Source organism: Pseudomonas sp. FW305-3-2-15-C-LB1, from assembly GCF_058787615.1.
Genome location: NZ_JBYSZX010000001.1, coordinates 143,209 through 168,484, shown reverse-complemented (window position 1 = coordinate 168,484; position 25,276 = coordinate 143,209). Strand labels below are relative to the sequence as shown.

Genomic DNA, 25,276 nt, shown 5'->3' with positions numbered 1-25,276 from the left:
ATAGACCTGAACGGCGTTACCCTCGGTGGCGCCGTTTTCGTTTGGGCAGCTTATATACACCTGCCACTTCAGGGGTCTCCATGGAAAGAATTGCCTTAAAACCGCTCCTCCTCGCCGCCGGCCTGCTGGCCTTCATGCCAGTGGCCCACGCGGCCAGCACCCTGGTCTATTGCTCCGAAGCCAGCCCAGCCGGCTTCGACCCCAGCCAGTACACCAGCGGCACCGATTTCGATGCGTCGGCCGAGACCGTGTTCAACCGCCTCACGCAGTTCAAGCGTGGCGGCACCGAAGTCGAACCTGGCTTGGCGACAAGCTGGGACATCTCCAAAGACGGCCAGACCTACACCTTCCATCTGCGCGATGGCGTCAAGTTCCACACCACCGATTTCTTCACCCCTACCCGCGATTTCAACGCGGATGATGTGCTGTTCACCTTCAATCGCCTGCTGGATGCCGACAGTCCGTTCCGCAAGGCTTACCCCTCCGAGTCGCCGTACTTCACCGACATGGGCTTGAACACCACGATCAAGAGCGTCGAGAAACTTGACGACCATACCGTGCGCTTCAACCTGAACAACGTCGATGCGTCGTTTGTGCAAAACCTGGCCATGAGCTTCGCCTCGGTGCAATCGGCCGAGTACGCCGCGCAACTGCTCAAGCAGGGCAAGGCCGAAGAGATCAACCAGAAACCGGTGGGCACCGGGCCGTTTGTGTTCAAGCGCTACCAGAAGGATTCGCAGATCCGCTACGTGGCCAATAAACAGTACTGGAAACCCGAGGATGTGAAGCTCGACAACCTGGTGTTCGCCATCACCCCGGATGCTGCGTCGCGCTTACAGAAGCTCAAGGCCGGCGAATGCCAGGTCAGCGGCTACCCGCGCCCCGCCGATATCGACGTGATGAAGCAGGACCCGAACTTGCGCGTGCTGCAGCAGGCCGGTTTCAACCTGGGCTTCCTGGCCTACAACGTGACCCACCCGCCGCTGGATCAGCTCAAGGTGCGCCAGGCCCTGGACATGGCCATCGACAAGCCGGCGATTATCAAGGCGGTGTACCAGAGTGCCGGACAATTGGCGCAGAACGCCCTGCCTCCGGCGCAGTGGTCTTATGACCCCACCCTCAAGGACGCGCCCCATGACCCGGTCAAGGCCAAGGCGCTACTAAAAGAAGCAGGGGTTGCACCAGGAACTACCATCAACCTGTGGGCAATGACCGTGCAGCGCGCTTCAAACCCGAACGCGCGCATGTCGGCACAAATGATCCAGCAGGATTGGGAGAAGATCGGCATCAAGGCCAATATCGTCAGCTATGAATGGGGCGAATACATCAAGCGCGCCAAAAATGGCGAGCATGACGCCATGATTTATGGTTGGACGGGCGACAATGGCGACCCGGATAACTGGCTCGGCGTGCTCTACAGTTGTGCTGCGGTGAAGGGCAGCAACTACGCCAAATGGTGTAACCCGGCCTACGACAAATTGGTGCAGCAGGCCAAGGTCAGCAACGACCGCGAACAGCGCATCAAGTGGTATCAACAGGCACAAAAAATCCTTAAGGAACAAGTACCTATAACGCCTATTGCAAACTCGACGGTTTTCCAGCCCCTGCGCAAGGAAGTGCGGGACTTCAAGATCAGCCCCTTTGGCCTGACACCGTTCTACGGCGTGAGTCTAGATAAGTAACAGAAGCGCCCCAACCGAGTGCGCCAGACGCCTCGGCTGGGTCTTTTTGGTGCGACGGATGCACCGAAAAAACCCTCGAAATATACGCAAATATGTCGAAACTTTCATAATTGCGACATTCCTGTACGTTCGTACCACTGTTTCAGCCTCGCAACGGTTCAGCATCTTGCAATGGGTATGGCGCCTGCATAAGTATCCGCAGGCCGACTCACGAGGTCGCCCTCACCACCAAAAATGACAACAAATCATGAGGCCAACATGCTTAAACACGCAGTCATTCCGTTAATTGTTAGCGCTGGCCTTATGGCCGCAGCTCCTTTCGCCCAAGCGGCGACTAACCTGGTGTTCTGCTCCGAAGGGAGCCCGGCCGGTTTCGACCCAGGCCAGTACACCACCGGAACAGACTTCGATGCCTCGGCCGAAACCATGTTCAACCGCCTGACCCAGTTCGAACGCGGCGGCACCGCTGTGATTCCTGGGCTGGCTACCAGCTGGGACGTGTCCCCGGATGGCTTGACCTACACCTTCCACCTGCGTGATGGCGTCAAGTTCCATACCACCCCGTACTTCAAGCCGACCCGTACCTTCAATGCCGATGACGTGCTGTTCACGTTCAACCGCATGATCAACAAGGACGATCCATTCCGTAAGGCCTACCCCACCGAATTCCCGTACTTCACGGACATGGGGATGGACACCAACATCCAGAACATCGAGAAAGTCGATGACCATACTGTCAAGTTCACCCTTGGCACCGTGGACGCCGCCTTCATCCAGAACCTGGCGATGAGCTTTGCCTCGATCCAGTCGGCTGAATACGCCGCCCAACTGTTGAAAGAAGGCAAGGCTGCGGACATCAACCAGAAGCCGGTCGGCACTGGCCCGTTCGTGTTCAAGAGCTACCAGAAAGACTCGAACATCCGCTACACCGGCAACAAGGACTACTGGAAACCTGAAGACGTGAAGATCGACAACCTGATCTTCGCCATCACCACCGACCCGTCGGTGCGCATCCAGAAGCTCAAGAAAAACGAATGCCAGATCACCCTGTTCCCACGTCCGGCCGACCTCAAGGCGCTGGAAGCGGACAAGGACCTGAAACTGCCGAACCAGGCCGGTTTCAACCTGGGCTATATCGCCTACAACGTCATGGACAAGGTCAAGGGCAGCGACCAGCCAAACCCATTGGCTGACCTGCGCGTACGCCAGGCGCTGGACATGTCGGTGAACAAGCAGCAGATCATCGATTCCGTGTACCAGGGCGCCGGCCAACTGGCCGTCAACGCCATGCCGCCGACCCAATGGTCGTATGACACCACCATCAAGGACGCCAAGTACGACCCTGAGAAAGCCAAGTCGCTGCTCAAGGAAGCCGGCGTCAAGGAAGGTACTGAAATCGTTCTGTGGGCCATGCCGGTTCAGCGTCCGTACAACCCGAACGCCAAGCTGATGGCTGAAATGCTGCAAAACGACTGGAAGAAGATCGGTCTCAACGTGAAGATCACCAGCTACGAGTGGGGCGAGTACATCAAGCGCTCCAAAGGTGGCGAGAACCAGGCCATGATCATTGGCTGGAGCGGTGACAATGGTGACCCGGACAACTGGCTGAACGTGCTGTTCGGCTGCGACTCGCTGGCCGGTAACAACTTCTCCAAATGGTGCGACAAGAAATTCGACGGCATCGTCAAAGAAGCCAAGGCCACATCGGATGTCGCCAAACGCACCGAGCTGTACAAGCAGGCGCAACATATCCTCAAAGATGCAGTCCCGATGACACCTATCGCGCACTCGACGGTGTATCAACCCATGCGCAACACCGTACAGGACTTCAAGATCAGCCCGTTTGGCTTGAACTCCTTCTACGGCGTGAGCGTAAGCGGCAAGTAAGAAGCCATGACGGCGACGTTTCATAACGTCGCCGTTATTGCATCCGCCTGGCCCGTAGGAAACAGACCACGCTCGCAATCGTTGCCTCCTACAGCAACGAACTGCGATGCACGGCGCCGTTGCCTACAGGGTCAATCCGATTTGGCGCATTTACTGCGAAGTCCGCGACCCATAACGTCGTAGGACAGCAGAGGCTCCAAACTCGGAAAGGCACTTGCTGCGTGTGGGATCAGTGATGTCCCCCTGGCTGAATGCCGGGGTGATTGCTCGCTGATGACAACTACAAACAAGGATCGGGATCGTCATGCGCCATACCACCGTTCTATCCGCAATTTTTGGTACCAGCCTGCTGGCTGCGGCCACAATGGGCCACGCCGCTGACAAGCGGAGCCTGGTGTTCTGCTCGGAAGGCAGCCCGGCCGGCTTTGACACCGCGCAGTACACCACCGCCACCGATAACGATGCGGCCGAGCCGCTGTACAACCGCCTGGTTGAGTTTGAAAAAGGCGAGACCGGTGTCGTACCCGCGCTGGCAACCAAGTGGGATATTTCGCAGGACGGCCTGACTTACACCTTTCACCTGCGTGAAGGGGTGAAATTCCACAGCAACAAGGAATTCAAGCCGACCCGGGACTTCAACGCCGACGACGTGCTGTTCACCTTCAACCGCATGCTTGACCCCGACCATCCGTTTCGCAAGGCCTACCCCACCGAGTTTCCGTACTTCAACGGGATGAGCCTGAACAAGAACATTGCCAAGGTCGCGAAAACCGACCCGCACACCGTGGTGATTACCCTGAACACGGTCGATGCCGCGTTTATCCAGAACATCGCCATGAGCTTCGCCGCGATCCTGTCGGCCGAATACGCCGAGCAATTGCTCAAGGCCGGCAAGCCCAGCGACATCAACCAGAAGCCCATCGGCACTGGCCCCTTCGTGTTCCAGCGTTACCAGAAAGATTCGCAGATCCGCTATGTGGCCAACAAACAGTACTGGGACCCGAGCAAGGTCAAGCTCGACCAGCTGATTTTCGCCATCAACACCGACGCTTCGGTGCGCGTGCAAAAGCTCAAGGCCGGCGAATGCCAGGTGACCCTGCATCCGCGCCCGGCTGACGTCGACGCACTCAAGGCCGACCCGAACCTGAAACTGCTGACCAAGCCGGGGTTCAACCTCGGCTACATCGCCTACAACGTGCGCCACAAGCCGTTCGACCAGCTTGAAGTGCGCCAGGCGCTGGACATGGCGGTGAACAAGCAGAGCATCCTGAATGCCGTGTACCAGGGCGCCGGGCAATTGGCCGTAAACGCCATGCCGCCGACGCAGTGGTCCTACGACGAGACTATCAAGGACGCCGCCTACAACCCGGAAAAAGCCAAGGAACTGCTCAAGGCTGCCGGCGTGAAGGAAGGCACCGAAATCACCCTGTGGGCGATGCCGGTGCAACGGCCGTACAACCCCAACGCCAAGCTGATGGCCGAGATGCTGCAAAGCGACTGGGCCAGGATCGGCCTCAAGGTCAAGATCGTCAGCTACGAGTGGGGCGAGTACATCAAGCGCACCAAGAACGGTGAGCACGATGTGAGCCTGATCGGCTGGACCGGCGATAACGGTGACCCGGACAACTGGCTGGGCACCCTCTACAGCTGTGACGCCATCGGCGGGAACAACTACTCCATGTGGTGTGACCCGGCGTACGACACGCTGATCAAGCAAGCCAAGGTCGTGACCGACCGCGAACAACGGACTGTTCTGTACAAACAGGCGCAGCAACTGCTTAAACAGCAGGTGCCGATCACGCCAGTCGCCCACTCGACGGTCAACCAGCCGTTAAGCGCCAAAGTCGAAGGGTTCAAGGTCAGCCCCTTCGGCCGCAACGTGTTCTCGGGCGTCAGTATCACCCCATAAGAAAATAACCGGATTGCGCAGGGCGGCCCCCGCCTTGCTGCAAACGCGCGGCCTTTTGTTGGGATTTTTCCTACGCCAAACGTTTGCAATGGCTTGAACGAGTTACACACCCAATAGCCGGATCACCAAAAAAGACCGGCATTAAAAAGAGAACCAAAGGAGCTTCAACCCATGAAACTGAGCAGCAAAGCGCTTCTGGCCCTGGCCATCAGCAGCATCACGGCCACCGCCTACGCGGAACCCGCCAGCCAGGACTTCGTGCCGACCACACTGGCCGGCACCAGCGCGCAAAGCGAGGCCAAGGGCTTCATCGACGGTCAAAGCCTGGGCGGTACCACTCGCAACTGGTATGCGAACGAAATGAAGTTTCGCAACGACCGCTTCAGCTATCGCAAAGACGGCGTGAAGACGCCGATCTCGCGCCGTATCAACTGGGCCCAGGGCACCATCCTCAACTACACCTCGGGCTTCACCCAAGGCACTGTCGGGGTCAGCACTGAAGTCGCTGCCTACAACTTCATCGCCCTCGACCGCGACCGCAAAGATATCGCCGGCGGCTCCAACCGTACCCTGGCGGACTCCGGCGGCGACGCTGTAGGCCAGTGGAGCAAACTGGGCCTGGCCAACGTCAAGTTCCGTGTTTCCAACACCACCTTGACCGCCGGTCGCCAGAACTTCAGCACCGGTATCGTCGACACCATCGGCAACCGTGCGCTGCCTTCGAGCTTTGAAGGTGTGAGCTTCAACAGCGAAGAGTTCAGCAACCTGTCGTTCCAGGGCGGTATCTTCGATCGCGTTTCGCCGCGTACCGAGCAGAGCCTGTCGAAATTCCGTTCCGAATACGGCAATGGCCAGGAAACCGACAAGGTCAAGACCCTGGGCTTCAACTACCAGCCGTTCAAGAGCCTGAAAACCAGCGTGTTCGCCGCCAACGTCGAAGACTTCTGGAACCAGTACTACTTCGGCGCAACCCACGAACTGGGTGATGCTCAGACCCTGGCACTGACCACCGGCCTGAACTACTACAAGACCACCGACACCGGCAGCAAGAAGATGGGCAACATCGACAACGACACCTACTCGTTGTCCCTGGGCTTGACCCACCAGGCCCACAGCCTGACCTTCTCGTACCAGGAAGTGAACGGTGACGAGTACTTCGACTACCTGCACGAAACCAACGGCATCTACCTGGCAAACTCCCTGACTTCGGACTTCAACAGCCCGAACGAGAAGTCTTTCCAGATCGCCTACGCCATCAACATGGCCGAATACGGCGTGCCAGGCCTGAAGTTCAACGTCTACTCGGCGCGCGGTTGGGGCATCGACGGTACTCACTACAACGGCACCGCCTACGGCGAAGCCGGCGCATCGCGTAGCGACCTGCGCCTGATGGACGGCGAGAAACACCAGGAATACGGCGTTGGTACTTCCTACGCAATTCAGAGCGGCCCGCTCAAGGCCACTACGATCCGTGGCACCTACGTGACTCACCGCGCCAGCGCCCAACAAGCTGATGGCAACATCAAAGAGTTCCGCCTGGTCACCACCATCCCGTTCAACATTCTTTAATCAGCGCCAAGTAAGCGGCGGGCTCAGGACGAGCCCGCCGTCTACGTTTGTCTGGTCCCATCGATTGCAGAGGGCTCCGAATGAAATTGCTCCCACTACAAGCCGCCATGGCTGCCGCGCTGTTGAGCGTGGCCATCGGCGTTTCGGCCAAACCACTGGTGGTCTGCACCGAAGCCAGCCCGGAAGGTTTCGACCCGGTCCTGTACACCACGGCCGTGACGGCTGACGCCGCTGCTGAAACCATGTTCAACCGTTTGGTGGACTTCAAGCCAGGCACCACTGAAATTGTTCCCGCGCTCGCCAAGAGCTGGGAAATCAGTGACGACGGCCTGACCTATACGTTCCACCTGCGCGATGACGTCAAGTTCCACACCACCGACTATTTCAAACCCACGCGTAACTTGAATGCCGATGACGTGCTCTGGAGCTTCCAGCGCCAGTTGGACCCGAAACACCCTTGGCATAACAAATCCACCACGGGTTTCCCCTATTTCGAAAGCATGGGCTTCAAGGAACTGCTCAAAAGTGTCGAGAAGACTGATGACCACACGGTGGTCTTCACCCTGACGCGCCCTGAAGCACCGTTCCTGGCCGATGTCGCGATGCCGTTTACCGCCATCCACTCCGCTGAATACGCCGACAAACTGCTCGCCGCCGGTAAGACCGATGAGCTCAATAGCAAGCCGATCGGTACCGGCCCGTTCATCTTCATCCGCTACCAGAAAGATGCCCAGGTGCGCTTCAAGGCCAACCCGGAGTACTTCCGTGGCAAGCCGCCGGCCGATCCGTTGATCCTGGCCATTGCGGTCGACAACAACGTGCGCCTGCAGAAGCTCAAGGCCAACGAATGCCAGGTCGCGCTATATCCCAAGCCCGATGACCTGCCAAGCATCAAGAAAGACCCGAACCTGAAGGTCGATGAACTGGCGGCGATGACCACCGCCTACACCGCACTGAACACCACACACAAGTACATGAGCGACGCGCGGGTGCGTCACGCGATCAACATCGCGTTCGACAAAAAAGGCTACAACGAATCGCTGTACGGCAAAGGCAACGCTGTCGATGCCACCGGCCCGTTTCCCCCCACGCTGCTGGGCTTCAACGACAAGCTGAAAAACCCACCGCGCGACCTCGACAAGGCCCGTGCCCTGCTCAAGGAAGCGGGTGTGCCGGAAGGCACCGAGTTCACCCTGTTCACCCGTAACGGCGGCGGCCCGACCAACCCTAACCCGATGCTCGGCGCCCAGCGCATGCAGGCGGATCTGGCGCAGATTGGCCTGAAGGTGAATATCAAAGTCATGGAATGGGGCGAAATGCTCAAGCGTGCTAAAAACGGTGAACACGACATGGTATCCGCCGGATGGGCGGGGGATAACGGCGACCCGGATAACTTCCTCACGCCGAACCTGAGTTGCGATGCAGCGAAAAACGGCGAAAACTACGCGCGCTGGTGTAACAAAGAGTTTCAAGACTTGATCGACAAGGCGCGCGCTGTGGCTGAACCCGCACAACGGGCTGCACTCTATGAACAAGCCATGGACGTTTTCGACAAGGACCAACCATGGATCCCCATGGCTTACCCGAAAATGTTCACCGCTATGCGCAAGAACGTCGAGGGTTATACCCAAAGCCCTCTGACGAACAATAACTTCGCCACCACCCAGGTGAAGTAAATAAGAAAAACGCTCGGCGCCGTCGACATTGACGGCGCCGGACCTGCCTAACCGGCTGATTGAGGTACACGACAAGATGTTTAGTTTTATTGCCCGCCGACTGGGGTTATTGATCCCCACGTTTTTCGGCATAACGTTGCTCACGTTTGCGTTGATTCGCATGATCCCTGGCGACCCCGTCGAAGTCATGATGGGCGAGCGGCGCGTCGACCCCGAGATGCACGCACAGGCAATGGAACGCCTCGGCCTTAACAAGCCGCTGTATGCGCAATACCTGGATTACGTCGGCAAACTCGCCCAGGGTGACCTTGGCGAATCGCTGCGGACCCGCACCAGCGTGTGGACTGAATTCACCGCCCTGTTCCCCGCGACCCTGGAACTGTCCATGGCCGCCCTGTTGTTCGCCGGTATCCTGGGCCTGTTGGCCGGGGTGATCGCGGCATTGAAGCGAGGATCCCTGTTCGACCACGGGGTGATGGGTATCTCCCTGGCGGGATACTCGATGCCGATCTTCTGGTGGGGCCTGATCCTGATCATGTTCTTCTCGGTGAGCCTGGGCTGGACCCCGGTTTCCGGGCGTATCGACCTGCTCTACGACATCGAGCCGCGCACCGGCTTCATGCTGATCGACACGCTGCTGGCTGACGAGCCGGACGCGTTCTTCGACGCCCTGCACCACCTGATCCTGCCGGCCATCGTGCTCGGCACCATCCCGCTGGCGGTGATCGCGCGGATGACCCGTTCGTCGATGCTCGAAGTGCTGCGCGAAGATTACATCCGCACCGCCAAGGCCAAAGGCCTGTCGCCGACGCGCGTGGTGTTCGTGCACGGCCTGCGTAACGCACTGATCCCGGTGTTGACCGTGGTCGGCCTGCAAGTCGGCACGCTGCTGGCCGGTGCGGTCCTGACCGAGACCATCTTCTCGTGGCCCGGCATCGGCAAATGGCTGATCGAAGCCATTGGCGCGCGGGACTACCCGGTGGTGCAGAACGGCATCCTGCTGATCGCCTGCCTGGTGATCCTGGTGAACTTCGTGGTGGATATCCTCTACGGCTTCGCCAACCCACGCATCCGTCACCAGCGCTGAGATCATGACCATGACCACACCTACTCCAGTGTCAGCAGTCGATCAAAGCCTGCTGTACCCGTCCCCGTACAAAGAATTCTGGCAAGCCTTCTCCAAGAACAAAGGCGCGGTTGCCGGCCTGCTGTTCATGTTGCTGATCGTGTTCTGCGCGATCTTTGCCCCGTGGGTTGCACCGCATAACCCGAGCGAGCAATACCGCGACTTCCTGCTGACCCCGCCAGCCTGGCTGGAGGGTGGGCAGATGCAATTCCTGCTCGGCACCGACGAACTGGGCCGCGACCTGCTTTCACGCCTGATCCAGGGCTCGCGCCTGTCGTTGCTGATCGGCTTGTCGTCGGTGGTGATGTCGCTGATCCCGGGCATTCTGCTGGGTCTGTTCGCCGGGTTCTTCCCGCGCTTGCTCGGCCCGACCATCATGCGTCTGATGGACATCATGCTGGCCCTGCCGTCGCTGCTGCTGGCCGTGGCCATTGTGGCAATCCTCGGCCCTGGCCTGATCAACACCGTGATCGCCATCGCTATCGTGTCGCTGCCGTCCTACGTGCGCCTGACCCGCGCGGCGGTGATGGGCGAACTGAACCGCGACTACGTGACCGCCGCGCGCCTCGCCGGTGCCGGCCTGCCGCGCCTGATGTTCATTACTGTGCTGCCCAACTGCATGGCACCGCTGATCGTCCAGGCCACCCTGAGTTTCTCTTCGGCGATCCTCGATGCAGCGGCCCTTGGCTTCCTCGGCCTTGGCGTACAACCGCCAACCCCGGAGTGGGGCACCATGCTGGCTTCGGCCCGTGACTACATCGAACGCGCCTGGTGGGTGGTAAGCCTGCCGGGTCTGACCATTTTGCTCAGCGTGCTGGCAATCAACTTGATGGGCGACGGCCTGCGCGATGCGCTGGACCCGAAACTCAAGAACGCCGCCTGAGGAGATTCCCATGTCACTGTTAGAAATCAAGAATCTCAACGTGCGCTTCGGCGACAAGACCGCCGTGCCGGTGGTCGATGGCCTCGACATTTCCGTCGACAAAGGCGAAGTACTGGCCATCGTTGGCGAGTCGGGCTCGGGTAAATCCGTGACCATGATGGCGCTGATGGGCCTGATCGAGCACCCCGGCATCGTCACCGCCGACGCCCTGAACTTCGACGGCAAGGACATGCTCAAGTTGAGCAATCGCCAGCGTCGCCAGATCGTCGGCAAAGACCTGGCGATGGTGTTCCAGGACCCGATGACCGCGCTGAACCCCAGCTACACCGTGGGCTTCCAGATCGAAGAAGTGTTGCGCCTGCACCTGAAAATGTCCGGCAAACAAGCGCGCAAACGCGCCATCGAACTGTTGGAAAAGGTTGAAATCCCGGGCGCTGCCAGCCGTATGGATGCCTACCCGCACCAACTGTCCGGCGGTATGAGCCAGCGTGTAGCAATCGCTATGGCGATTGCCGGCGAGCCGAAACTGCTGATCGCGGATGAGCCCACCACCGCACTGGACGTCACCATTCAAGCGCAGATCATGGACCTGCTGCTGGCCCTGCAGAAAGAACAGAACATGGGCCTGGTGCTGATCACCCACGACCTCGCGGTCGTGGCGGAAACCGCCCAGCGCGTGTGCGTGATGTATGCCGGCCAAGCGGTGGAAGTCGGCCAGGTGCCGCAACTGTTCGACATCCCGGCGCACCCGTACAGCGAAGCCCTGCTCAAGGCGATCCCGGAGCACAGCCTGGGCGCCACGCGCCTGGCCACGTTGCCCGGTATCGTACCCGGCCGCTATGACCGTCCGCAGGGCTGCCTGCTGTCGCCGCGATGCCCGTACGTGCAGGAAAACTGCCGGAGCCAGCGCCCCGGCCTTGATCCGAAAACCAACAGCCTTGCGCGCTGCTTCTACCCCTTGAACCAGGAGGTGGCGTAATGGCCGTCGTTCTTACCGCCCGCGACCTGACCCGTCACTACGAAGTGTCCCGTGGCCTGTTCAAGGGCCACGCCACTGTGCGCGCCCTCAATGGCGTGTCCTTTGAGTTGGAAGCCGGCAAGACCCTCGCCGTTGTAGGCGAGTCGGGTTGCGGCAAATCTACCCTGGCCCGTGCGCTCACATTGATCGAAGAGCCGTCTTCCGGTTCCTTGAAAATCGCCGGCCAGGAAGTCGCCGGCGCCGACAAGGCCCAGCGCAAGCAACTGCGCAAAGACGTGCAGATGGTGTTCCAGAGCCCGTACGCGTCGCTCAACCCACGGCAGAAAGTTGGCGATCAACTGGGCGAGCCGTTGTTGATCAACACCAACCTGTCCGCCGCCGAACGCCGCGAAAAAGTGCAGGCGATGATGAAGCAAGTGGGCCTGCGCCCCGAGCATTATCAGCGCTACCCGCACATGTTCTCCGGCGGCCAACGCCAACGCATCGCCCTGGCCCGCGCGATGATGCTGCAACCGAAAGTGCTGGTGGCGGATGAACCGACCTCGGCGCTCGACGTATCGATCCAGGCCCAGGTGCTCAACCTGTTCATGGACCTGCAGCAGGAATTCAACACGGCCTACGTGTTCATCTCCCACAACCTGGCGGTGGTGCAGCATGTCGCCGATGACGTGATGGTGATGTACCTCGGCCGCCCGGTGGAAGTGGGCCCCAAGGAAGACATCTACGCACGCCCGCTGCACCCGTACACCCAGGCGCTGCTGTCGGCCACCCCGACCATCCATCCGGACCCGAACAAGCCGAAGATCAAGATCGTCGGCGAGTTGCCTAACCCGCTGAACCCGCCGCCGGGCTGCGCGTTCCACAAGCGTTGCCCGTATGCGACGGCGCGGTGCAGCAGCGAGGAGCCGCAACTGCGGGCCTTGGATAACCGCCAGGTGGCCTGCCATTATGCGGAGCAGTTCGTCGCGTGATGCTCGGCTGGAGCGGTCTCCCCCACTCCAGCTAGAGGTTGACGCTCCGAGTTCCACAGCCCCTGCCACCAGGTTGCGCATCAGCCTAGCGGCAGGGGCTTTTTATTAATGATTCAAAACACACCACGTGTGTAGTCCATCCTTAAATACTGCTGTTTTCAGTGCAACTTTATTATAGTACGCACGCCTCTATTCCTAAACCTGTAACACCATCTAAGCCTCTATTGTTAATTGCAAAATCAATGATTAGATTCAGTCGCCTCATCATTGAAAATCGATAACGCCATGAAATATCGCCCCGTATCACGTTCTCTTGAGCACTTGCTGAACACCATTTACCAGGACGACGACATCACCATGGGTGAGTTTAAGCGGCTTCAGGCCGAGTCGGATATACGCTGGGAAAACGTAATAAAAGAATTGGGCCACAACAACACTCTGATCTCTTTTCAGAGCGCCATGGATGTAGCCCTGCACCTATTGTATTTGTGTGTCGAACATATCAAGCATCAGGAGCTGAGTGATTTTAACGAGGCCCTTGTGAAAGATGCGGTTCATGCACAAGTTGAGACCGTTCGGGCTGGGGCCAATCTTGCACTGAAACAACTTCAGGTCGGACCAAACACGTTATAAGAGGACGGGAGGTGGCTTGCCACCTTCCATCCTTTAAATCCTCCATAGCCTTGGACACTATGTCTGGCTGTCGCCTTCAGCGTCCGGATCATCGCTGTCCGGCTCGTCGGTGGTGGAGTCATCGTCGTCCTCACTGCCACCCTGGCCCTTGTCGCCAGGCTCCGCCTCGGACTTCGCCAGTTGCAGATCCTGGCAGTGCCCCGAAGCCACAACACCGCTCTGCACCGGGCTATGCGCCCAGGCCGACGACATCCCCAACGACAACAGCACCAGCACTTTTATCAACAGCACAACTCGTTGAAAAATACTCATGGTTGATTCCGTCCAGTCAGTAGGTCAATCCCGCGCGACAGCCGTCTACCGCCGCCAGTATTGACGCTAGCCCCGATGCCGGGTTTACGCCAAGTCTCAGGTCTCACCGTCGTCGAAGGTAGCACTGTCCTCCCCCTCGTTATAGGGATTTTCCGCATCCTCCTTGGGCGCAGGCTGGGCCTGGGGCTGCCAGCTGCCAGAGTTGACCTCCTGCTGCTTTTTCTTGGTGACAGGGCCCGTGTCCTTCCATTGGGGCGTGCCGGCGCCGGCCAGGGCCAATGAGGCGAACAAGCCCAAAGCCCCCAGCAGCACCAGTTGAATGACGCGTTGAGTTATACGCACGGTGGCCTCCTATTCCGTCGATGGGTGAGTGAAATACTTCAAACGCTAGACGGGATGTGGGTTTCTCGCCAATAGCCCTGATCGATGAAGATCAAAATGTGGGAGGGGCGGTGCGACGATTCGATTTGCCCCCGATGGCGGCGTACCAGCCAGCGGATTTATTGATTGACCCACTGCTATCGGGGGCAAGCCCCCTCCCACATTTTTATTTGTGTTTGGCCAATAAAAAGGGCGAAGCCATCACAGCTTCGCCCTGTTCTTTACCGCTCAGACCTTAATGGTGCTCACGGGTCGCGCGGAATTTCACATCCGGCCAGCGTTCTTCCATCAGCGCCAGGTTGACCCGGGTCGGCGCCAGGTAGGTCAGGTGCCCACCGCCGTCCACTGCGAGGTTTTCCACAGCCTTGTTGGAGAACTCTTCCAGCTTCTTCTTATCGCTGCACTCGATCCAGCGCGCGGAGTACACGGTGATCGGCTCATACGAGCACTCCACCTTGTATTCCTCTTTCAAGCGGCTGGCGACCACATCGAACTGCAGCACACCGACGGCGCCGAGGATGATGTCGTTGCTGCGCTCGGGGAAGAACACCTGGGTGGCGCCCTCTTCCGCCAGTTGCTGCAAGCCCTGGCGCAGTTGCTTGGATTTGAGCGGGTCGCGCAGGCGTACACGGCGGAACAGTTCCGGGGCGAAGTGCGGGATACCGGTAAAGCCCAGCGCTTCGCCTTCGGTGAAGGTGTCGCCGATCTGGATGGTGCCGTGGTTGTGCAGGCCGATGATGTCACCGGCGTAGGCTTCTTCGAGCTGTTCACGCTCGGAGGAGAAGAACGTCAGGGCGTCGCCGATGCGCACGTCCTTGCCGGTGCGCACGTGGCGCATCTTCATGCCTTTTTCGTATTTGCCGGAGCAGATGCGCATGAAGGCAATGCGGTCGCGGTGTTTTGGGTCCATGTTCGCTTGGATCTTGAACACGAAGCCGGTGAATTTCTCTTCGACCGGTTCCACGGTGCGCTCGTTGGCAACACGGGCCAGAGGCTTGGGCGCCCAGTCGACAACGGCGTCGAGTACATGGTCGACACCGAAGTTGCCCAGGGCGGTCCCGAAGAACACCGGGGTCAGTTGGCCGTCGAGGAACTCCTGCTGGTTGAACTCGTGGCAGGCGCCCTGCACCAGTTCCAGCTGATCGACAAAGCGGTCGTACTCGTCACCCAGGTGGGCGCGGGCTTCGTCGGAGTCGAGTTTCTCGATGATCTTGGTTTCGGTGCGCTCGTGACCGTGGCCGGCGGTGTAGACAATGATGTAGTCATCGGCCAGGTGGTACACGCCCTTGAAGTCGCGGTAGCAACCGATCGGCCAGGTGATCGGCGCAGCCTTGATCTTCAGGACGGCTTCGATTTCATCCAGCAGCTCGATGGGGTCGCGGATGTCGCGGTCGAGTTTGTTGATGAAGCTGACGATCGGCGTGTCACGCAGACGGCACACGTCCATCAGCGCGATGGTGCGGGGCTCGACGCCTTTACCGCCGTCTAGGACCATCAGCGCCGAGTCCACCGCGGTCAGGGTGCGGTAGGTGTCTTCGGAGAAGTCTTCGTGGCCCGGGGTGTCGAGCAGGTTGACCATATGGTCGCGATACGGGAACTGCATGACCGACGTGGTAATGGAGATACCCCGTTGTTTTTCCATTTCCATCCAGTCGGAGGTGGCATGGCGGTCGGATTTGCGGGATTTCACCGTGCCGGCCACTGCGATTGCCTTGCCCATCAGCAAGAGCTTCTCGGTGATGGTGGTTTTACCGGCATCGGGGTGGGAAATAATGGCGAAAGTGCGGCGTTTCGCGACTTCGGCGGCCTGGTGGGTCATGGGAAATCGCCTGGCAGGTGAGTCAAAAAAGGGCGGCGAGTATAGCGCAAACCCAGGAGGACGGACCACCGTTCAGCCCATTGGGGGTGGCTAAATGCTGCCAAGTGTGGAACCTTTTAAAAGGTAGAGACGTCCACTCCCCTGCTACCGCACTCGGAACAGGGGCTGATAAATCAGCAAGTTAGCCTGACGAGGCTGCGCTCATGGCTCGATCGCATACCGCGTTGCCGGTATCGGCGAGCTGCATTTCGCGACCACATTCAGAGGCAGCCAGGAATGGCATTGCCGCCGGAGAATGTGGGCGCCGACAGAAGAAAAAAGGAGTCCGCCTGTGGCTATTCGCTATGGCAAAGGGCTGATAGGAGGAGCGGTTGTCGTCGCCCTCTTGGCCCTGCTGGTCCACTGGATCGGCATCAACACGATCGAACTGTACCGCGACGATTTGTTGTTTTACCTGCAAGCTCATCTGATCCTCGTTCTTGTCTCCATGCTGGCCGCCCTGATTGTGGGCATCCCCGCCGGTATCCTGCTCAGCCGACCGCACATGGTCGGGCGCGCAGAACGCTTCATGCAGATCTTCAACATCGGCAACACCGTCCCGCCCCTGGCCGTACTGGCCATCGCCCTCGGCGTCCTTGGCATCGGCAGCGGCCCGGCCATCTTCGCGCTGTTCCTCGCCTCCCTCCTGCCTATCGTGCGCAACACCTACGAAGGCCTGAAAAACGTCCAGGGCTCCCTGAAAGAAGCCGCCACCGGCATCGGCATGACGCCGCGCCAAGTGCTGTTTCGCGTGGAATTGCCCAACGCCGTGCCAATCATCGTCGGCGGTGTGCGTGTGGCCCTGGCGATCAATGTCGGTACCGCGCCGCTGGCGTTCCTGATCGGTGCCAACAGCCTGGGCAGCCTGATCTTCCCTGGCATCGCCCTGAACAATCAGCCGCAATTGCTGCTCGGCGCTGCGTGCACCGCGCTGCTGGCGTTGTTGCTCGACGGTCTGGTGACTCTGGCCAGCCGCCTCTGGCTGGAACGCGGGTTGCGTGCGTCTTAAGGAACCGACATGAAAAAACTGACATTGATAATGAGCTGCGTCCTGCTCTTGGTAGGCGTTGCACAAGCCGCCGAAAAACCGGTGATCCGCATCGGCGCCCGGGTGTTCACCGAACAGACCCTGCTCGCCGAAATCACCTCCCAGTACCTGCGCACCAAGGGCTATGACACCCGCGTGACCGGCGGGCTGGGCAGCAACCTGGCGCGCAGTGCCCAGGAAAGCGGGCAACTGGACCTGATCTGGGAATACACCGGCGTGTCGCTGGTGGCCTACAACCATGTCGACGAGAAACTCGACAGTGAACAATCCTACGCTCGGGTGAAAGAACTCGACGCGAAAAAGGGCCTGGTCTGGCTCTCCCCGTCGCGCTTCAGCAACACCTACGCCCTGGCATTGCCGGAGAACGTGGCGAAGGAATTCCCGCAGATCAACAGCATCAGCGACCTGACCCAGGCCCTGGCGGAAAAAACCAAAGGCACACGCCTGGTCGCCCTGGACACCGAGTTCGCCAACCGTTCCGACGGCCTGGCCGGCATGGTCAAGCTGTACGACATGAACCTGACCCGCAAGAACACCCGGCAGATGGACGCTGGCCTGGTCTATACCGCGCTGCGTAATGGGCAGGTGTTCGCCGGTTTGGTCTACACCACCGACGGCCGCCTGAATGCCTTCAAATTGAAGTTGCTGGAAGACGACAAGCATTACTTCCCCGACTACACCGCCGCGCCGGTGGTGCGCCAGGTTTATCTGGATGCGCATCCACAACTGGCCGCCGAGCTCAAGCCGCTGGCCGCGCTGTTCGACGACGAAACCATGCGCCAGCTGAACGCCCGGGTCGACGTCGACCATGAAAGCCCTTCCACTGTTGCCGCCGATTTCCTGCGCCAGCATCCGATCAATCAATAAGAGGAGAAGACATGGAATTCCTGAACGCCTTTTCCCATCTTGATTGGGCCCAAGTCCTGCACCTGACCGGGCAGCACATCACCCTGGTCGGCATTGCCGTGATCCTCGCGATCCTGATCGGCGTGCCCCTGGGCATCCTGATGACGCGCTTCCCGACGCTTGCAGGCCCGCTGCAAGCCAGCGCCACGGTATTGCTGACCGTACCGTCCATCGCCCTGTTCGGCCTGCTGCTGCCGTTCTACTCCAAATTCGGCCAGGGCCTGGGGCCGATGCCGGCGATCACCGCCGTGTTCCTCTACTCCCTGTTGCCGATCATGCGTAACACCTACCTCGCCCTCACTGGCGTGGAGCCTGGCATTCGCGAAGCCGCCAAAGGCATCGGCATGACCTTCGGCCAGCGCCTGCGCATGGTCGAGTTGCCCATCGCTGTGCCGGTGATCCTCGCCGGTGTGCGCACCGCCGTAGTGATGAACATCGGTGTGATGACCATCGCCGCCACCATCGGCGCCGGTGGCCTGGGTGTACTTATTCTGGCTTCCATCAGCCGCAGCGACATGTCGATGCTGATCGTCGGCGCCGTGCTGGTCAGTCTCCTGGCCATCTTCGCCGACCTGCTTCTGCAATGGCTGCAACGCTCGCTGACTCCAAAAGGACTGCTCAAATGATCGAACTTCAAAACCTGTCCAAGACCTTCCAAAGCAACGGCAAGACGGTAACGGCCGTGAACGATGTAAGCCTGACCGTCAACGAAGGCGAGATTTGCGTATTCCTCGGCCCATCGGGTTGCGGCAAGAGCACCACGCTGAAAATGATCAACCGCCTGATCAAGCCCACCTCGGGCAAGATCCTGATCAATGGCGAAGACACCACCGATCTTGACGAAGTGACCCTGCGCCGCAACATCGGTTATGTGATCCAGCAGATCGGCCTGTTCCCGAACATGACCATCGAGGAAAACATCGTGGTGGTGCCCAAGCTGCTCGGCTGGGACAAGCAGAAATGCCACGACCGCGCCCGCGAGTTGATGAGCATGATCAAGCTGGAACCCAAACAGTACCTGCATCGCTACCCGCGTGAGCTGTCCGGTGGCCAGCAACAGCGCATCGGCGTGATCCGCGCACTGGCGGCCGATGCGCCGCTGCTGCTGATGGACGAGCCGTTCGGCGCAGTCGACCCGATCAACCGCGAGATGATCCAGAACGAATTCTTCGAGATGCAGCGCGCGCTGAACAAGACCGTGATCATGGTCAGCCACGACATCGACGAGGCCATCAAGCTGGGTGACAAGATCGCCATCTTCCGTGCCGGCAAATTGCTGCAGATCGACCATCCGGACACGCTGCTGGCGCACCCTGCCGACGAGTTCGTCAGCAACTTCGTGGGCCAGGACAGCACCCTCAAGCGTCTGCTGCTGGTGAAGGCCGAGGATGCTGCGGACAACGCGCCGTCGGTGAGCCCGGAAACTCCAGTGGCCGATGCCCTGGAGCTGATGGACGAAACCGACCGCCGCTATGTGGTCGTCACTTGTGCCGAGAACAAGGCGCTGGGTTATGTACGCCGTCGCGACCTGCACCGTCAGACCGGGACTTGCGGCCAGTATCTGCGCGAGTTCAACGCCACGGCGGCGTACGACGAGCATTTGCGCATCCTGCTGTCACGCATGTACGAGTTCAACCGCTCGTGGTTGCCGGTGATGGATGCGGAACGGGTGTTCCTCGGGGAAGTGACGCAGGAGTCGATTGCCGAGTACCTGAGCTCTGGTAAGTCGCGTGGGGGCAAGACCAGTATCGTGTCGCCAGCTGAAACTGCGTTGGCCTGACACAACACAGGTCAACATGTGGGAGGGGGCAAGCCCCCTCCCACATTTGGCTCTATGGTGGGCCAAGGAAATCCCCCTGATTTGCCCCATTCGGGGAACATCATTCCGTCACACCGGTCGGTTACATAAGTAGCTGCACGCGGCTGTGCGACGAGCGCGTGCAAAAACGCGACATTTTTAGTTGATCTATGGCCCCTCACGTCCTAAAGTTCGCGCCGAACGTCCATGCTGGAAACGATCCATCCGGCTCAAGTACTGACGACGAGACAGCAAGGCCAAGGGAAGCGGTTGATCCCATGGCCTTTTTGCTTTCGGCGACATGCCTTGGGAAGTAGGCGAACCAAAGTGGGGATACGGAGGACGTTCATTTGCACCCATTGACTAAATCAGTTTGCCCTTAGGAGTTCCCAGCATGTCGATCAACGTCGAAGATTATTTCGCGCGCGCCACTTTTGACAAAATGAAGGCGTTCGCCGACAAGCAAGAAACCCCGTTCGTGGTGATCGACACCGCGATGATCAGCCAGGCCTACGATGACCTGCGCGCCGGTTTCGAATTCGCCAAGGTCTATTACGCGGTCAAGGCCAACCCGGCCGTCGAGATCATTGACCTGCTCAAGGACAAAGGCTCGAGCTTCGACATCGCTTCGATCTACGAGCTGGACAAGGTACTGGGCCGCGGCGTCAGCCCTGACCGTATCAGCTACGGCAACACCATCAAGAAGTCCAAGGACATCCGCTACTTCTTTGATAAGGGCGTACGCCTGTTCTCCACCGACTCCGAAGCCGACTTGCGCAACATCGCCAAGGCCGCGCCGGGTTCGAAAGTGTATGTGCGTATCCTCACCGAAGGCTCGACCACGGCTGACTGGCCGCTGTCGCGCAAATTCGGCTGCCAGACCGACATGGCGATGGACCTGCTGATCCTCGCCCGCGACCTGGGCCTGGTGCCGTACGGCATCTCGTTCCATGTCGGTTCGCAGCAGCGCGACATCAGCGTATGGGACGCGGCGATCGCCAAGGTCAAAGTGATCTTCGAGCGCCTGAAAGAAGAAGACGGCATCCACCTCAAGCTGATCAACATGGGCGGCGGCTTCCCGGCCAACTACATTACCCGCACCAACAGCCTGGAAACCTACGCCGAAGAAATCATCCGCTTCCTCAAGGAAGATTTCGGCGACGACCTGCCGGAAATCATTCTGGAGCCGGGCCGTTCGTTGATCGCCAACGCCGGTATCCTGGTCAGTGAAGTGGTATTGGTTGCACGTAAATCCCGTACCGCCGTCGAGCGCTGGGTGTACACGGACGTGGGCAAGTTCTCCGGCCTGATCGAAACCATGGACGAAGCCATCAAGTTCCCGATCTGGACCGAGAAGAAAGGCGAGATGGAAGAAGTGGTCATCGCAGGTCCCACCTGCGACAGCGCCGACATCATGTACGAAAACTACAAGTACGGCCTGCCGCTGAACCTGGCGATTGGTGACCGCTTGTACTGGCTGTCGACCGGTGCGTACACCACCAGCTACAGCGCGGTTGAGTTCAATGGCTTTCCGCCACTGAAATCGTTCTACGTGTAAAACGGCCGCACATAAAAAACCCATGACATGTCATGGGTTTTTTTACACCTCAAGAAAGGCTTACCGCGCGTTGTTGATAGGCACCGGCCATCGCCCGGATCCGCGGATCATTCGCCGCTACCAAGGCCTTGTGCGCCACCCGCAAGAACTTCAGGTTCCCGCCCGCCAACGCCTTGCGCAACCATTCCAGCGCCGCGTCGATCTGACCTCTGTCGGCCAGCACCGCCGCATAGCTGAACTGCCCGCGAAAATCACCGGCCTCGGCTGAGCGTCGATACCAGTCCACAGCGGCGTCCAGGTCCTGTGGGCAGAACCGACCATCTTCCAGGTAACGCCCCAGCAGGTTCATCGACTTGGCATGCCCCTGCTCGGCCGCCCGGCGATAACAGGCCAATGCTTGTCGTTGGTCCTCGGCGACACCGCGCCCCGTGGCCAGCAGATTGGCGTAGTTGTACTGCCCCCAATCCAACCCTGCGTCGGCAGCCGCCCGATATTCCCGCGCCGCCGCCGCCTCATCGACATCACATCCCCAGCCATGCTCGCGGCAACGCCCAACCATGTTGCGGGCCATCAAATGCCCGCTGTGCGCGGCGATCTGGAACCAGCGCAAGGCCAGTGTCTCATCGCGTGCGATGCCGCGCCCTTCGAGCAGGATTTGCCCGAGCAACGCCTGGGCATCGACCACTCCTTCCTTCGCCGCCATCAGGATTGCCTGGGCAGCGCGCACGGGGGAATCGTCGAGCATCGCTTGCAGTTGCTCAACGTTGAGCACCTCTTCCCGACGCAATAAAAAGCCCATGTCAGACCTCGACCCAGCGGCGCAGCAGGTTGTGATACGTACCGGTGAGTTGAATCAGCGCGGGGTGGTCAGGCACATCGGCGGTCAGTTGCTGGATCGCACCGTCCATTTCAAACAGCAGGGTGCGCTGGCTGTCTTCACGTACCAGGCTCTGGGTCCAGAAGAACGAGGCATAGCGTGCGCCACGGGTCACTGCGTTGACTTTGTGCAGGCTGGAGCCGGGGTACAGCACCATGTCGCCGGCCGGCAGCTTCACGCGCTGCAGGCCGAATGTGTCCTGGATTTCCAGTTCGCCGCCGTCGTATTCGTCCGGGTCGCTGAAGAACAGCGTCGATGACAGGTCGGTGCGCACCCGCTCGTGGCTGCCCTTGGGTTGGCGCACGGCGTTGTCGATATGAAAGTCGAAACTGCCGCCCGCCGTGTAGCAATTGAGCAGCGGCGGAAACACCTTGTGCGGTAACGCCGCTGACATAAACAGCGGGTTCTGCCAAAGCCGTTCAAGCATCGCCGCGCCGATTTCCTTGGCCAGCGGGTGGCCCTCGGGCAATTGCAGGTTGTGCTTGGCCTTGGCGGACTGGTGACCGGCGGTGATTTTACCGTCGGCCCACTCGGCGTTTTCCAGGGCCTGGCGGATGCGCTGCACCTCCTCACGAGAGAACAGGCCGGGGATGTGCAGCAGCATGGGGCAGTACCTGAATTCAGAGAGGCGCCAATGGTATTGATTCTTATCCGCCCTGTAAAACGCCAGGACGAACGAGATCGTAAAAACCGTAAGCAAAAAGTGTAAAGAATGTAAATTCAGTGCAATTAGCAATGTATCGCAATTGATAGAAAGTCTTGTTCGCCCTATATTCCGCGACCTCACATCCTTGGGGAAAGGACACGTCATGTCGCGCACCACTACAAAAATACCTGCCGGTTCACCACGCATGCTGGCTTCAGCCATCGGCGTTGCCCTCAGCGCCAGCTCTGTCGCCCATCTGGCACAAGCTGCCGAAGACACTGAACAAAAAGGCCAGCGCAACAGCATTTCCCTGGGCGCCACCAGCATCACCGGGGAAGCGCAGGACAACACCTCCTACCAGGTCGAAAAAGCCTCGTCGCAGAAATACACTGCACCGCTGGTGGATACCCCGCGCTCGGTCACCGTGGTGCCGCAACAAGTCCTCAAGGACACCGCCGCCACCTCGTTGCAGGATGCCTTGCGCACCGTGCCGGGCATCACCTTTGGCGCGGGCGAAGGCGGCAACCCCCAGGGCGACCGCCCGTTCATCCGCGGTTTTGATGCCCAGGGCGACACCTACCTGGACGGCGTACGCGACACCGGTGGCCAGAGCCGTGAGATCTTCGACATCGAGTCGATTGAAGTCAGCAAAGGCCCGAACTCATCGTTCGGCGGTCGCGGTTCAGCCGGCGGCAGCCTCAACCTGGTGAGCAAGACCCCACAAGCGCGGGACTTCACCAATGGCGGCTTCACCTACGGTTCCGACCAGACCCGCCGCTACGTACTCGACGTAAACCGCCAGTTCCTCGATGACAGCGCCGCGTTCCGCCTGAACCTGATGAGCCACGAACAGAACGTGGCTGGCCGCGACGCGGTCAATTACGACCGTTGGGGCGTGGCACCGTCGCTGACCTTTGGCCTGGGCACCCCGACCCGCGTCAACTTCAGCTACTACCACCTGGAAAGCAACGACCTGCCGGATTCGGGGATTCCCTACGGCTATGGTTCGTCGACCGCCACCGCCCATGTGCATGACAAGCCCAACGATGGCGGCGACAGCAATAATTTCTACGGTTTGAAGGACCGCGACTTCCGCAAGACCCGCGCCGATATCAGTACGTTCTCCATCGAGCACGACCTGAACGACACCATGACGCTGAAAAACACCCTGCGCCATGGCAGCACCGGCCAGGACTACATTCTTACCCAGCCGGACGACAGCAAGTTCAACGTCAACCGCTACGGCACCGTGTGGCGTCGCGCCAATAGCCGGGTTTCGACCACGACCACCACCACCAACCAGACCGACCTGTTCGGCAGCTTCCAGGCCCTGGGCTTCAAGCACAGCTACTCCACCGGCCTGGAGTTCACCGGTGAAGAAACCCGCGTCAGCAGCTACACCATCAGCCCCAACGCCAATCCAGTGTGCACCGTGGCCAAAGGCAGCCTGGGCGGCCAGTGCACCTCCCTGAGCAATCCGAACCCGGATGACGCCTGGACCGGCAGCATCGCCCGCAACTACTACGGCACCGCCACCAAGGCCACCAGCCGTGGCGCTTATGTATTCGACACCATCGAGCTGGACCCCAAATGGTTGCTGAACGTCGGCCTGCGCTACGACACCTTCGACACCGTGGCCAACACCGACTCGGCCACCGGCCGCAGCAAAATCAAGGAGGACAGCCAGTTCTTCAACTGGCAGGCCGGCCTGGTCTGGAAGCCAGTGGAAAACGCCAGCATCTATGCGTCCTACGCCACATCGGCGACACCTGCCGGTGGCCTGGTCGGTGAAGGGTCGGACGGCAACCCACTCTCAGCCGGTGCCGCCACCAGCGACCTGCAGCCCGAAGAAACCGTCAACTACGAGTTGGGCACCAAGTGGGACCTGTTCCACGATCGCCTGTCCCTCACCGCTGCGGTGTTCCGCACCGAAAAGAAAAACACGCGCATCCTCGTGGACGCGCTCACCTATCAGAACGCCGGCGAATCCCAGGTCGACGGCCTGGAACTGTCCGCCAGCGGCAAGATCACCGACCAGTGGCAAGTGTTCGCCGGCTACAGCTACCTGGACAGCGAGCTGGTCAAATCCGGCCTCAACGGGCGTAACGGTGTCGTCAGCGCGGGTTCGAACAAAGGCAACCAGATGCCGAATACGCCGAAGAACACCTTCAGCCTTTGGACCACTTACGACGTCACCTCCAAGCTCACCCTCGGTGGCGGTGCGTTCTACGTCGACCAGGTTTATGGCGACGCCGGCAACACCGTCTATGTACCGTCCTACACCCGCTACGATGCCATGGCCAGCTACAAACTGACCAAGAACGTCGACCTGCAACTGAACGTACAAAACCTGACCGACAAGGTTTACTACGACAAGGCCTTCTCGACACACTTCGCCAACCAGGCGGCCGGTCGTACGGCCCTGTTGACCACCAGCTTCCATTTTTAAGCAGCAGCGTCGCGCAGCAGAGGGCCCCACGCATCGGATGCGTGGGGCTTTTGCGTGTAAAACAGAATGTTTCTCGACAAGCCACGGCATAATGCGCGCCGTGCCCTACATATCCGGATAGACGAGGC

21 protein-coding genes are annotated in these 25,276 nt (G+C 59.7%); 16 read left to right on the top strand and 5 right to left on the bottom strand.

What is annotated here, in order from left to right; translation table 11 throughout:
* The first annotated feature begins 80 nt into the window (after positions 1 to 80).
* The 10 genes from AC3WP7_RS00835 (at position 81) to AC3WP7_RS00790 (ending at position 13,315) form a co-directional block, all read left to right on the top strand.
* Entirely contained in the window at positions 81 to 1,682 is a 1,602-nt protein-coding gene (locus tag AC3WP7_RS00835) for an ABC transporter substrate-binding protein (protein ID WP_102591616.1), read from the top strand.
* Between the two features lie 258 nt (positions 1,683 to 1,940).
* Positions 1,941 to 3,569: an ABC transporter substrate-binding protein gene (locus tag AC3WP7_RS00830; RefSeq protein ID WP_102591617.1), complete on the top strand. Its 1,629-nt coding sequence runs from the start codon at positions 1,941 to 1,943 to the stop codon at positions 3,567 to 3,569.
* 304 nt (positions 3,570 to 3,873) lie between these two features.
* Positions 3,874 to 5,478 (top strand): ABC transporter substrate-binding protein, encoded by a 1,605-nt coding sequence (locus AC3WP7_RS00825; protein ID WP_102591618.1) that lies wholly within the window; start codon positions 3,874 to 3,876, stop codon positions 5,476 to 5,478.
* A 171-nt stretch (positions 5,479 to 5,649) separates the two neighbouring features.
* Positions 5,650 to 7,047: an OprD family outer membrane porin gene (locus AC3WP7_RS00820; RefSeq protein WP_092240692.1), complete on the top strand. Its 1,398-nt coding sequence runs from the start codon at positions 5,650 to 5,652 to the stop codon at positions 7,045 to 7,047.
* 80 nt (positions 7,048 to 7,127) lie between these two features.
* Complete coding sequence (locus tag AC3WP7_RS00815; protein WP_093119891.1) at positions 7,128 to 8,723, top strand: ABC transporter substrate-binding protein; 1,596 nt, start codon at positions 7,128 to 7,130, stop codon at positions 8,721 to 8,723.
* Between the two features lie 76 nt (positions 8,724 to 8,799).
* Positions 8,800 to 9,810 carry an ABC transporter permease subunit gene (locus AC3WP7_RS00810; protein WP_025856266.1) on the top strand — a complete coding sequence of 337 codons (1,011 nt, stop codon included), beginning with the start codon at positions 8,800 to 8,802 and terminating at the stop codon, positions 9,808 to 9,810.
* Between the two features lie 10 nt (positions 9,811 to 9,820).
* Positions 9,821 to 10,732: an ABC transporter permease subunit gene (locus tag AC3WP7_RS00805; RefSeq protein ID WP_010213191.1), complete on the top strand. Its 912-nt coding sequence runs from the start codon at positions 9,821 to 9,823 to the stop codon at positions 10,730 to 10,732.
* A gap of 10 nt (positions 10,733 to 10,742) precedes the next feature.
* Positions 10,743 to 11,711, top strand: a complete 969-nt coding sequence (locus AC3WP7_RS00800) for an ABC transporter ATP-binding protein (protein WP_071491107.1) — start codon at positions 10,743 to 10,745, stop codon at positions 11,709 to 11,711.
* Positions 11,711 to 12,682: a peptide ABC transporter ATP-binding protein gene (locus tag AC3WP7_RS00795; RefSeq protein ID WP_016971590.1), complete on the top strand. Its 972-nt coding sequence runs from the start codon at positions 11,711 to 11,713 to the stop codon at positions 12,680 to 12,682. The genes AC3WP7_RS00800 and AC3WP7_RS00795 overlap by 1 nt, the downstream gene beginning before the upstream one ends.
* 285 nt (positions 12,683 to 12,967) lie before the next feature.
* The gene (locus AC3WP7_RS00790; protein ID WP_092240686.1) at positions 12,968 to 13,315 is read left to right on the top strand and encodes a hypothetical protein; all 348 of its coding nucleotides are present in this window, start codon (positions 12,968 to 12,970) and stop codon (positions 13,313 to 13,315) included.
* A gap of 57 nt (positions 13,316 to 13,372) precedes the next feature.
* Here AC3WP7_RS00790 and AC3WP7_RS00785 read toward each other — a convergent pair whose 3' ends face one another.
* From AC3WP7_RS00785 to AC3WP7_RS00775, 3 genes are all read right to left on the bottom strand, one after another.
* Positions 13,373 to 13,627, bottom strand: coding sequence for a hypothetical protein (locus AC3WP7_RS00785; protein WP_092240684.1), 255 nt, complete (start codon positions 13,625 to 13,627; stop codon positions 13,373 to 13,375).
* 96 nt (positions 13,628 to 13,723) lie between these two features.
* Complete coding sequence (locus AC3WP7_RS00780) at positions 13,724 to 13,969, bottom strand: hypothetical protein (protein WP_071491105.1); 246 nt, start codon at positions 13,967 to 13,969, stop codon at positions 13,724 to 13,726.
* A gap of 274 nt (positions 13,970 to 14,243) precedes the next feature.
* Complete coding sequence (locus AC3WP7_RS00775; RefSeq protein WP_078046847.1) at positions 14,244 to 15,827, bottom strand: peptide chain release factor 3; 1,584 nt, start codon at positions 15,825 to 15,827, stop codon at positions 14,244 to 14,246.
* A gap of 295 nt (positions 15,828 to 16,122) precedes the next feature.
* Between AC3WP7_RS00775 and AC3WP7_RS00770 the strand changes: the two genes are divergently transcribed.
* The 5 genes from AC3WP7_RS00770 (at position 16,123) to AC3WP7_RS00750 (ending at position 21,176) form a co-directional block, all read left to right on the top strand.
* Entirely contained in the window at positions 16,123 to 16,875 is a 753-nt protein-coding gene (locus tag AC3WP7_RS00770; protein ID WP_258539690.1) for an ABC transporter permease, read from the top strand.
* A gap of 9 nt (positions 16,876 to 16,884) precedes the next feature.
* On the top strand, positions 16,885 to 17,781 hold the full coding sequence (locus AC3WP7_RS00765) for a glycine betaine ABC transporter substrate-binding protein (RefSeq protein WP_102591619.1): 897 nt from the start codon (positions 16,885 to 16,887) through the stop codon (positions 17,779 to 17,781).
* An 11-nt stretch (positions 17,782 to 17,792) separates the two neighbouring features.
* Positions 17,793 to 18,446: an ABC transporter permease gene (locus AC3WP7_RS00760; protein WP_058423040.1), complete on the top strand. Its 654-nt coding sequence runs from the start codon at positions 17,793 to 17,795 to the stop codon at positions 18,444 to 18,446.
* Positions 18,443 to 19,600: an osmoprotectant ABC transporter ATP-binding protein OsmV gene (locus AC3WP7_RS00755; protein WP_071491102.1), complete on the top strand. Its 1,158-nt coding sequence runs from the start codon at positions 18,443 to 18,445 to the stop codon at positions 19,598 to 19,600. Before AC3WP7_RS00760 ends, AC3WP7_RS00755 begins: the two co-directional genes overlap by 4 nt.
* A gap of 412 nt (positions 19,601 to 20,012) precedes the next feature.
* Entirely contained in the window at positions 20,013 to 21,176 is a 1,164-nt protein-coding gene (locus AC3WP7_RS00750) for a type III PLP-dependent enzyme (protein ID WP_071491101.1), read from the top strand.
* Between the two features lie 49 nt (positions 21,177 to 21,225).
* Here the strand turns inward: AC3WP7_RS00750 and AC3WP7_RS00745 are convergent, their stop codons facing one another.
* Positions 21,226 to 21,975 (bottom strand): tetratricopeptide repeat protein, encoded by a 750-nt coding sequence (locus tag AC3WP7_RS00745; protein ID WP_071491100.1) that lies wholly within the window; start codon positions 21,973 to 21,975, stop codon positions 21,226 to 21,228.
* Position 21,976: 1 nt separating this feature from the next.
* Positions 21,977 to 22,657: a Fe2+-dependent dioxygenase gene (locus AC3WP7_RS00740; RefSeq protein WP_071491099.1), complete on the bottom strand. Its 681-nt coding sequence runs from the start codon at positions 22,655 to 22,657 to the stop codon at positions 21,977 to 21,979.
* 205 nt (positions 22,658 to 22,862) lie between these two features.
* Here AC3WP7_RS00740 and AC3WP7_RS00735 point away from each other — a divergent pair, with 205 nt between their 5' ends.
* Positions 22,863 to 25,148 carry a TonB-dependent receptor gene (locus AC3WP7_RS00735; RefSeq protein WP_092240678.1) on the top strand — a complete coding sequence of 762 codons (2,286 nt, stop codon included), beginning with the start codon at positions 22,863 to 22,865 and terminating at the stop codon, positions 25,146 to 25,148.
* The last annotated feature ends 128 nt before the right edge of the window (positions 25,149 to 25,276 follow it).

Excerpts from the sequence above, each read along its gene's own strand:
- AC3WP7_RS00835 (WP_102591616.1), top strand. The coding sequence starts at position 81 with ATGGAAAGAATTGCCTTAAAACCGCTCCTCCTCGCCGCCGGCCTGCTG.
- AC3WP7_RS00830 (WP_102591617.1), top strand. The coding sequence starts at position 1,941 with ATGCTTAAACACGCAGTCATTCCGTTAATTGTTAGCGCTGGCCTTATG.
- AC3WP7_RS00825 (WP_102591618.1), top strand. The coding sequence starts at position 3,874 with ATGCGCCATACCACCGTTCTATCCGCAATTTTTGGTACCAGCCTGCTG.
- AC3WP7_RS00820 (WP_092240692.1), top strand. The coding sequence starts at position 5,650 with ATGAAACTGAGCAGCAAAGCGCTTCTGGCCCTGGCCATCAGCAGCATC.
- AC3WP7_RS00815 (WP_093119891.1), top strand. The coding sequence starts at position 7,128 with ATGAAATTGCTCCCACTACAAGCCGCCATGGCTGCCGCGCTGTTGAGC.
- AC3WP7_RS00810 (WP_025856266.1), top strand. The coding sequence starts at position 8,800 with ATGTTTAGTTTTATTGCCCGCCGACTGGGGTTATTGATCCCCACGTTT.
- AC3WP7_RS00805 (WP_010213191.1), top strand. The coding sequence starts at position 9,821 with ATGACCACACCTACTCCAGTGTCAGCAGTCGATCAAAGCCTGCTGTAC.
- AC3WP7_RS00800 (WP_071491107.1), top strand. The coding sequence starts at position 10,743 with ATGTCACTGTTAGAAATCAAGAATCTCAACGTGCGCTTCGGCGACAAG.
- AC3WP7_RS00795 (WP_016971590.1), top strand. The coding sequence starts at position 11,711 with ATGGCCGTCGTTCTTACCGCCCGCGACCTGACCCGTCACTACGAAGTG.
- AC3WP7_RS00790 (WP_092240686.1), top strand. The coding sequence starts at position 12,968 with ATGAAATATCGCCCCGTATCACGTTCTCTTGAGCACTTGCTGAACACC.
- AC3WP7_RS00785 (WP_092240684.1), bottom strand. The coding sequence starts at position 13,627 with ATGAGTATTTTTCAACGAGTTGTGCTGTTGATAAAAGTGCTGGTGCTG.
- AC3WP7_RS00775 (WP_078046847.1), bottom strand. The coding sequence starts at position 15,827 with ATGACCCACCAGGCCGCCGAAGTCGCGAAACGCCGCACTTTCGCCATT.
- AC3WP7_RS00770 (WP_258539690.1), top strand. The coding sequence starts at position 16,123 with ATGTGGGCGCCGACAGAAGAAAAAAGGAGTCCGCCTGTGGCTATTCGC.
- AC3WP7_RS00765 (WP_102591619.1), top strand. The coding sequence starts at position 16,885 with ATGAAAAAACTGACATTGATAATGAGCTGCGTCCTGCTCTTGGTAGGC.
- AC3WP7_RS00760 (WP_058423040.1), top strand. The coding sequence starts at position 17,793 with ATGGAATTCCTGAACGCCTTTTCCCATCTTGATTGGGCCCAAGTCCTG.
- AC3WP7_RS00755 (WP_071491102.1), top strand. The coding sequence starts at position 18,443 with ATGATCGAACTTCAAAACCTGTCCAAGACCTTCCAAAGCAACGGCAAG.
- AC3WP7_RS00750 (WP_071491101.1), top strand. The coding sequence starts at position 20,013 with ATGTCGATCAACGTCGAAGATTATTTCGCGCGCGCCACTTTTGACAAA.
- AC3WP7_RS00745 (WP_071491100.1), bottom strand. The coding sequence starts at position 21,975 with ATGGGCTTTTTATTGCGTCGGGAAGAGGTGCTCAACGTTGAGCAACTG.
- AC3WP7_RS00740 (WP_071491099.1), bottom strand. The coding sequence starts at position 22,657 with ATGCTGCTGCACATCCCCGGCCTGTTCTCTCGTGAGGAGGTGCAGCGC.
- AC3WP7_RS00735 (WP_092240678.1), top strand. The coding sequence starts at position 22,863 with ATGTCGCGCACCACTACAAAAATACCTGCCGGTTCACCACGCATGCTG.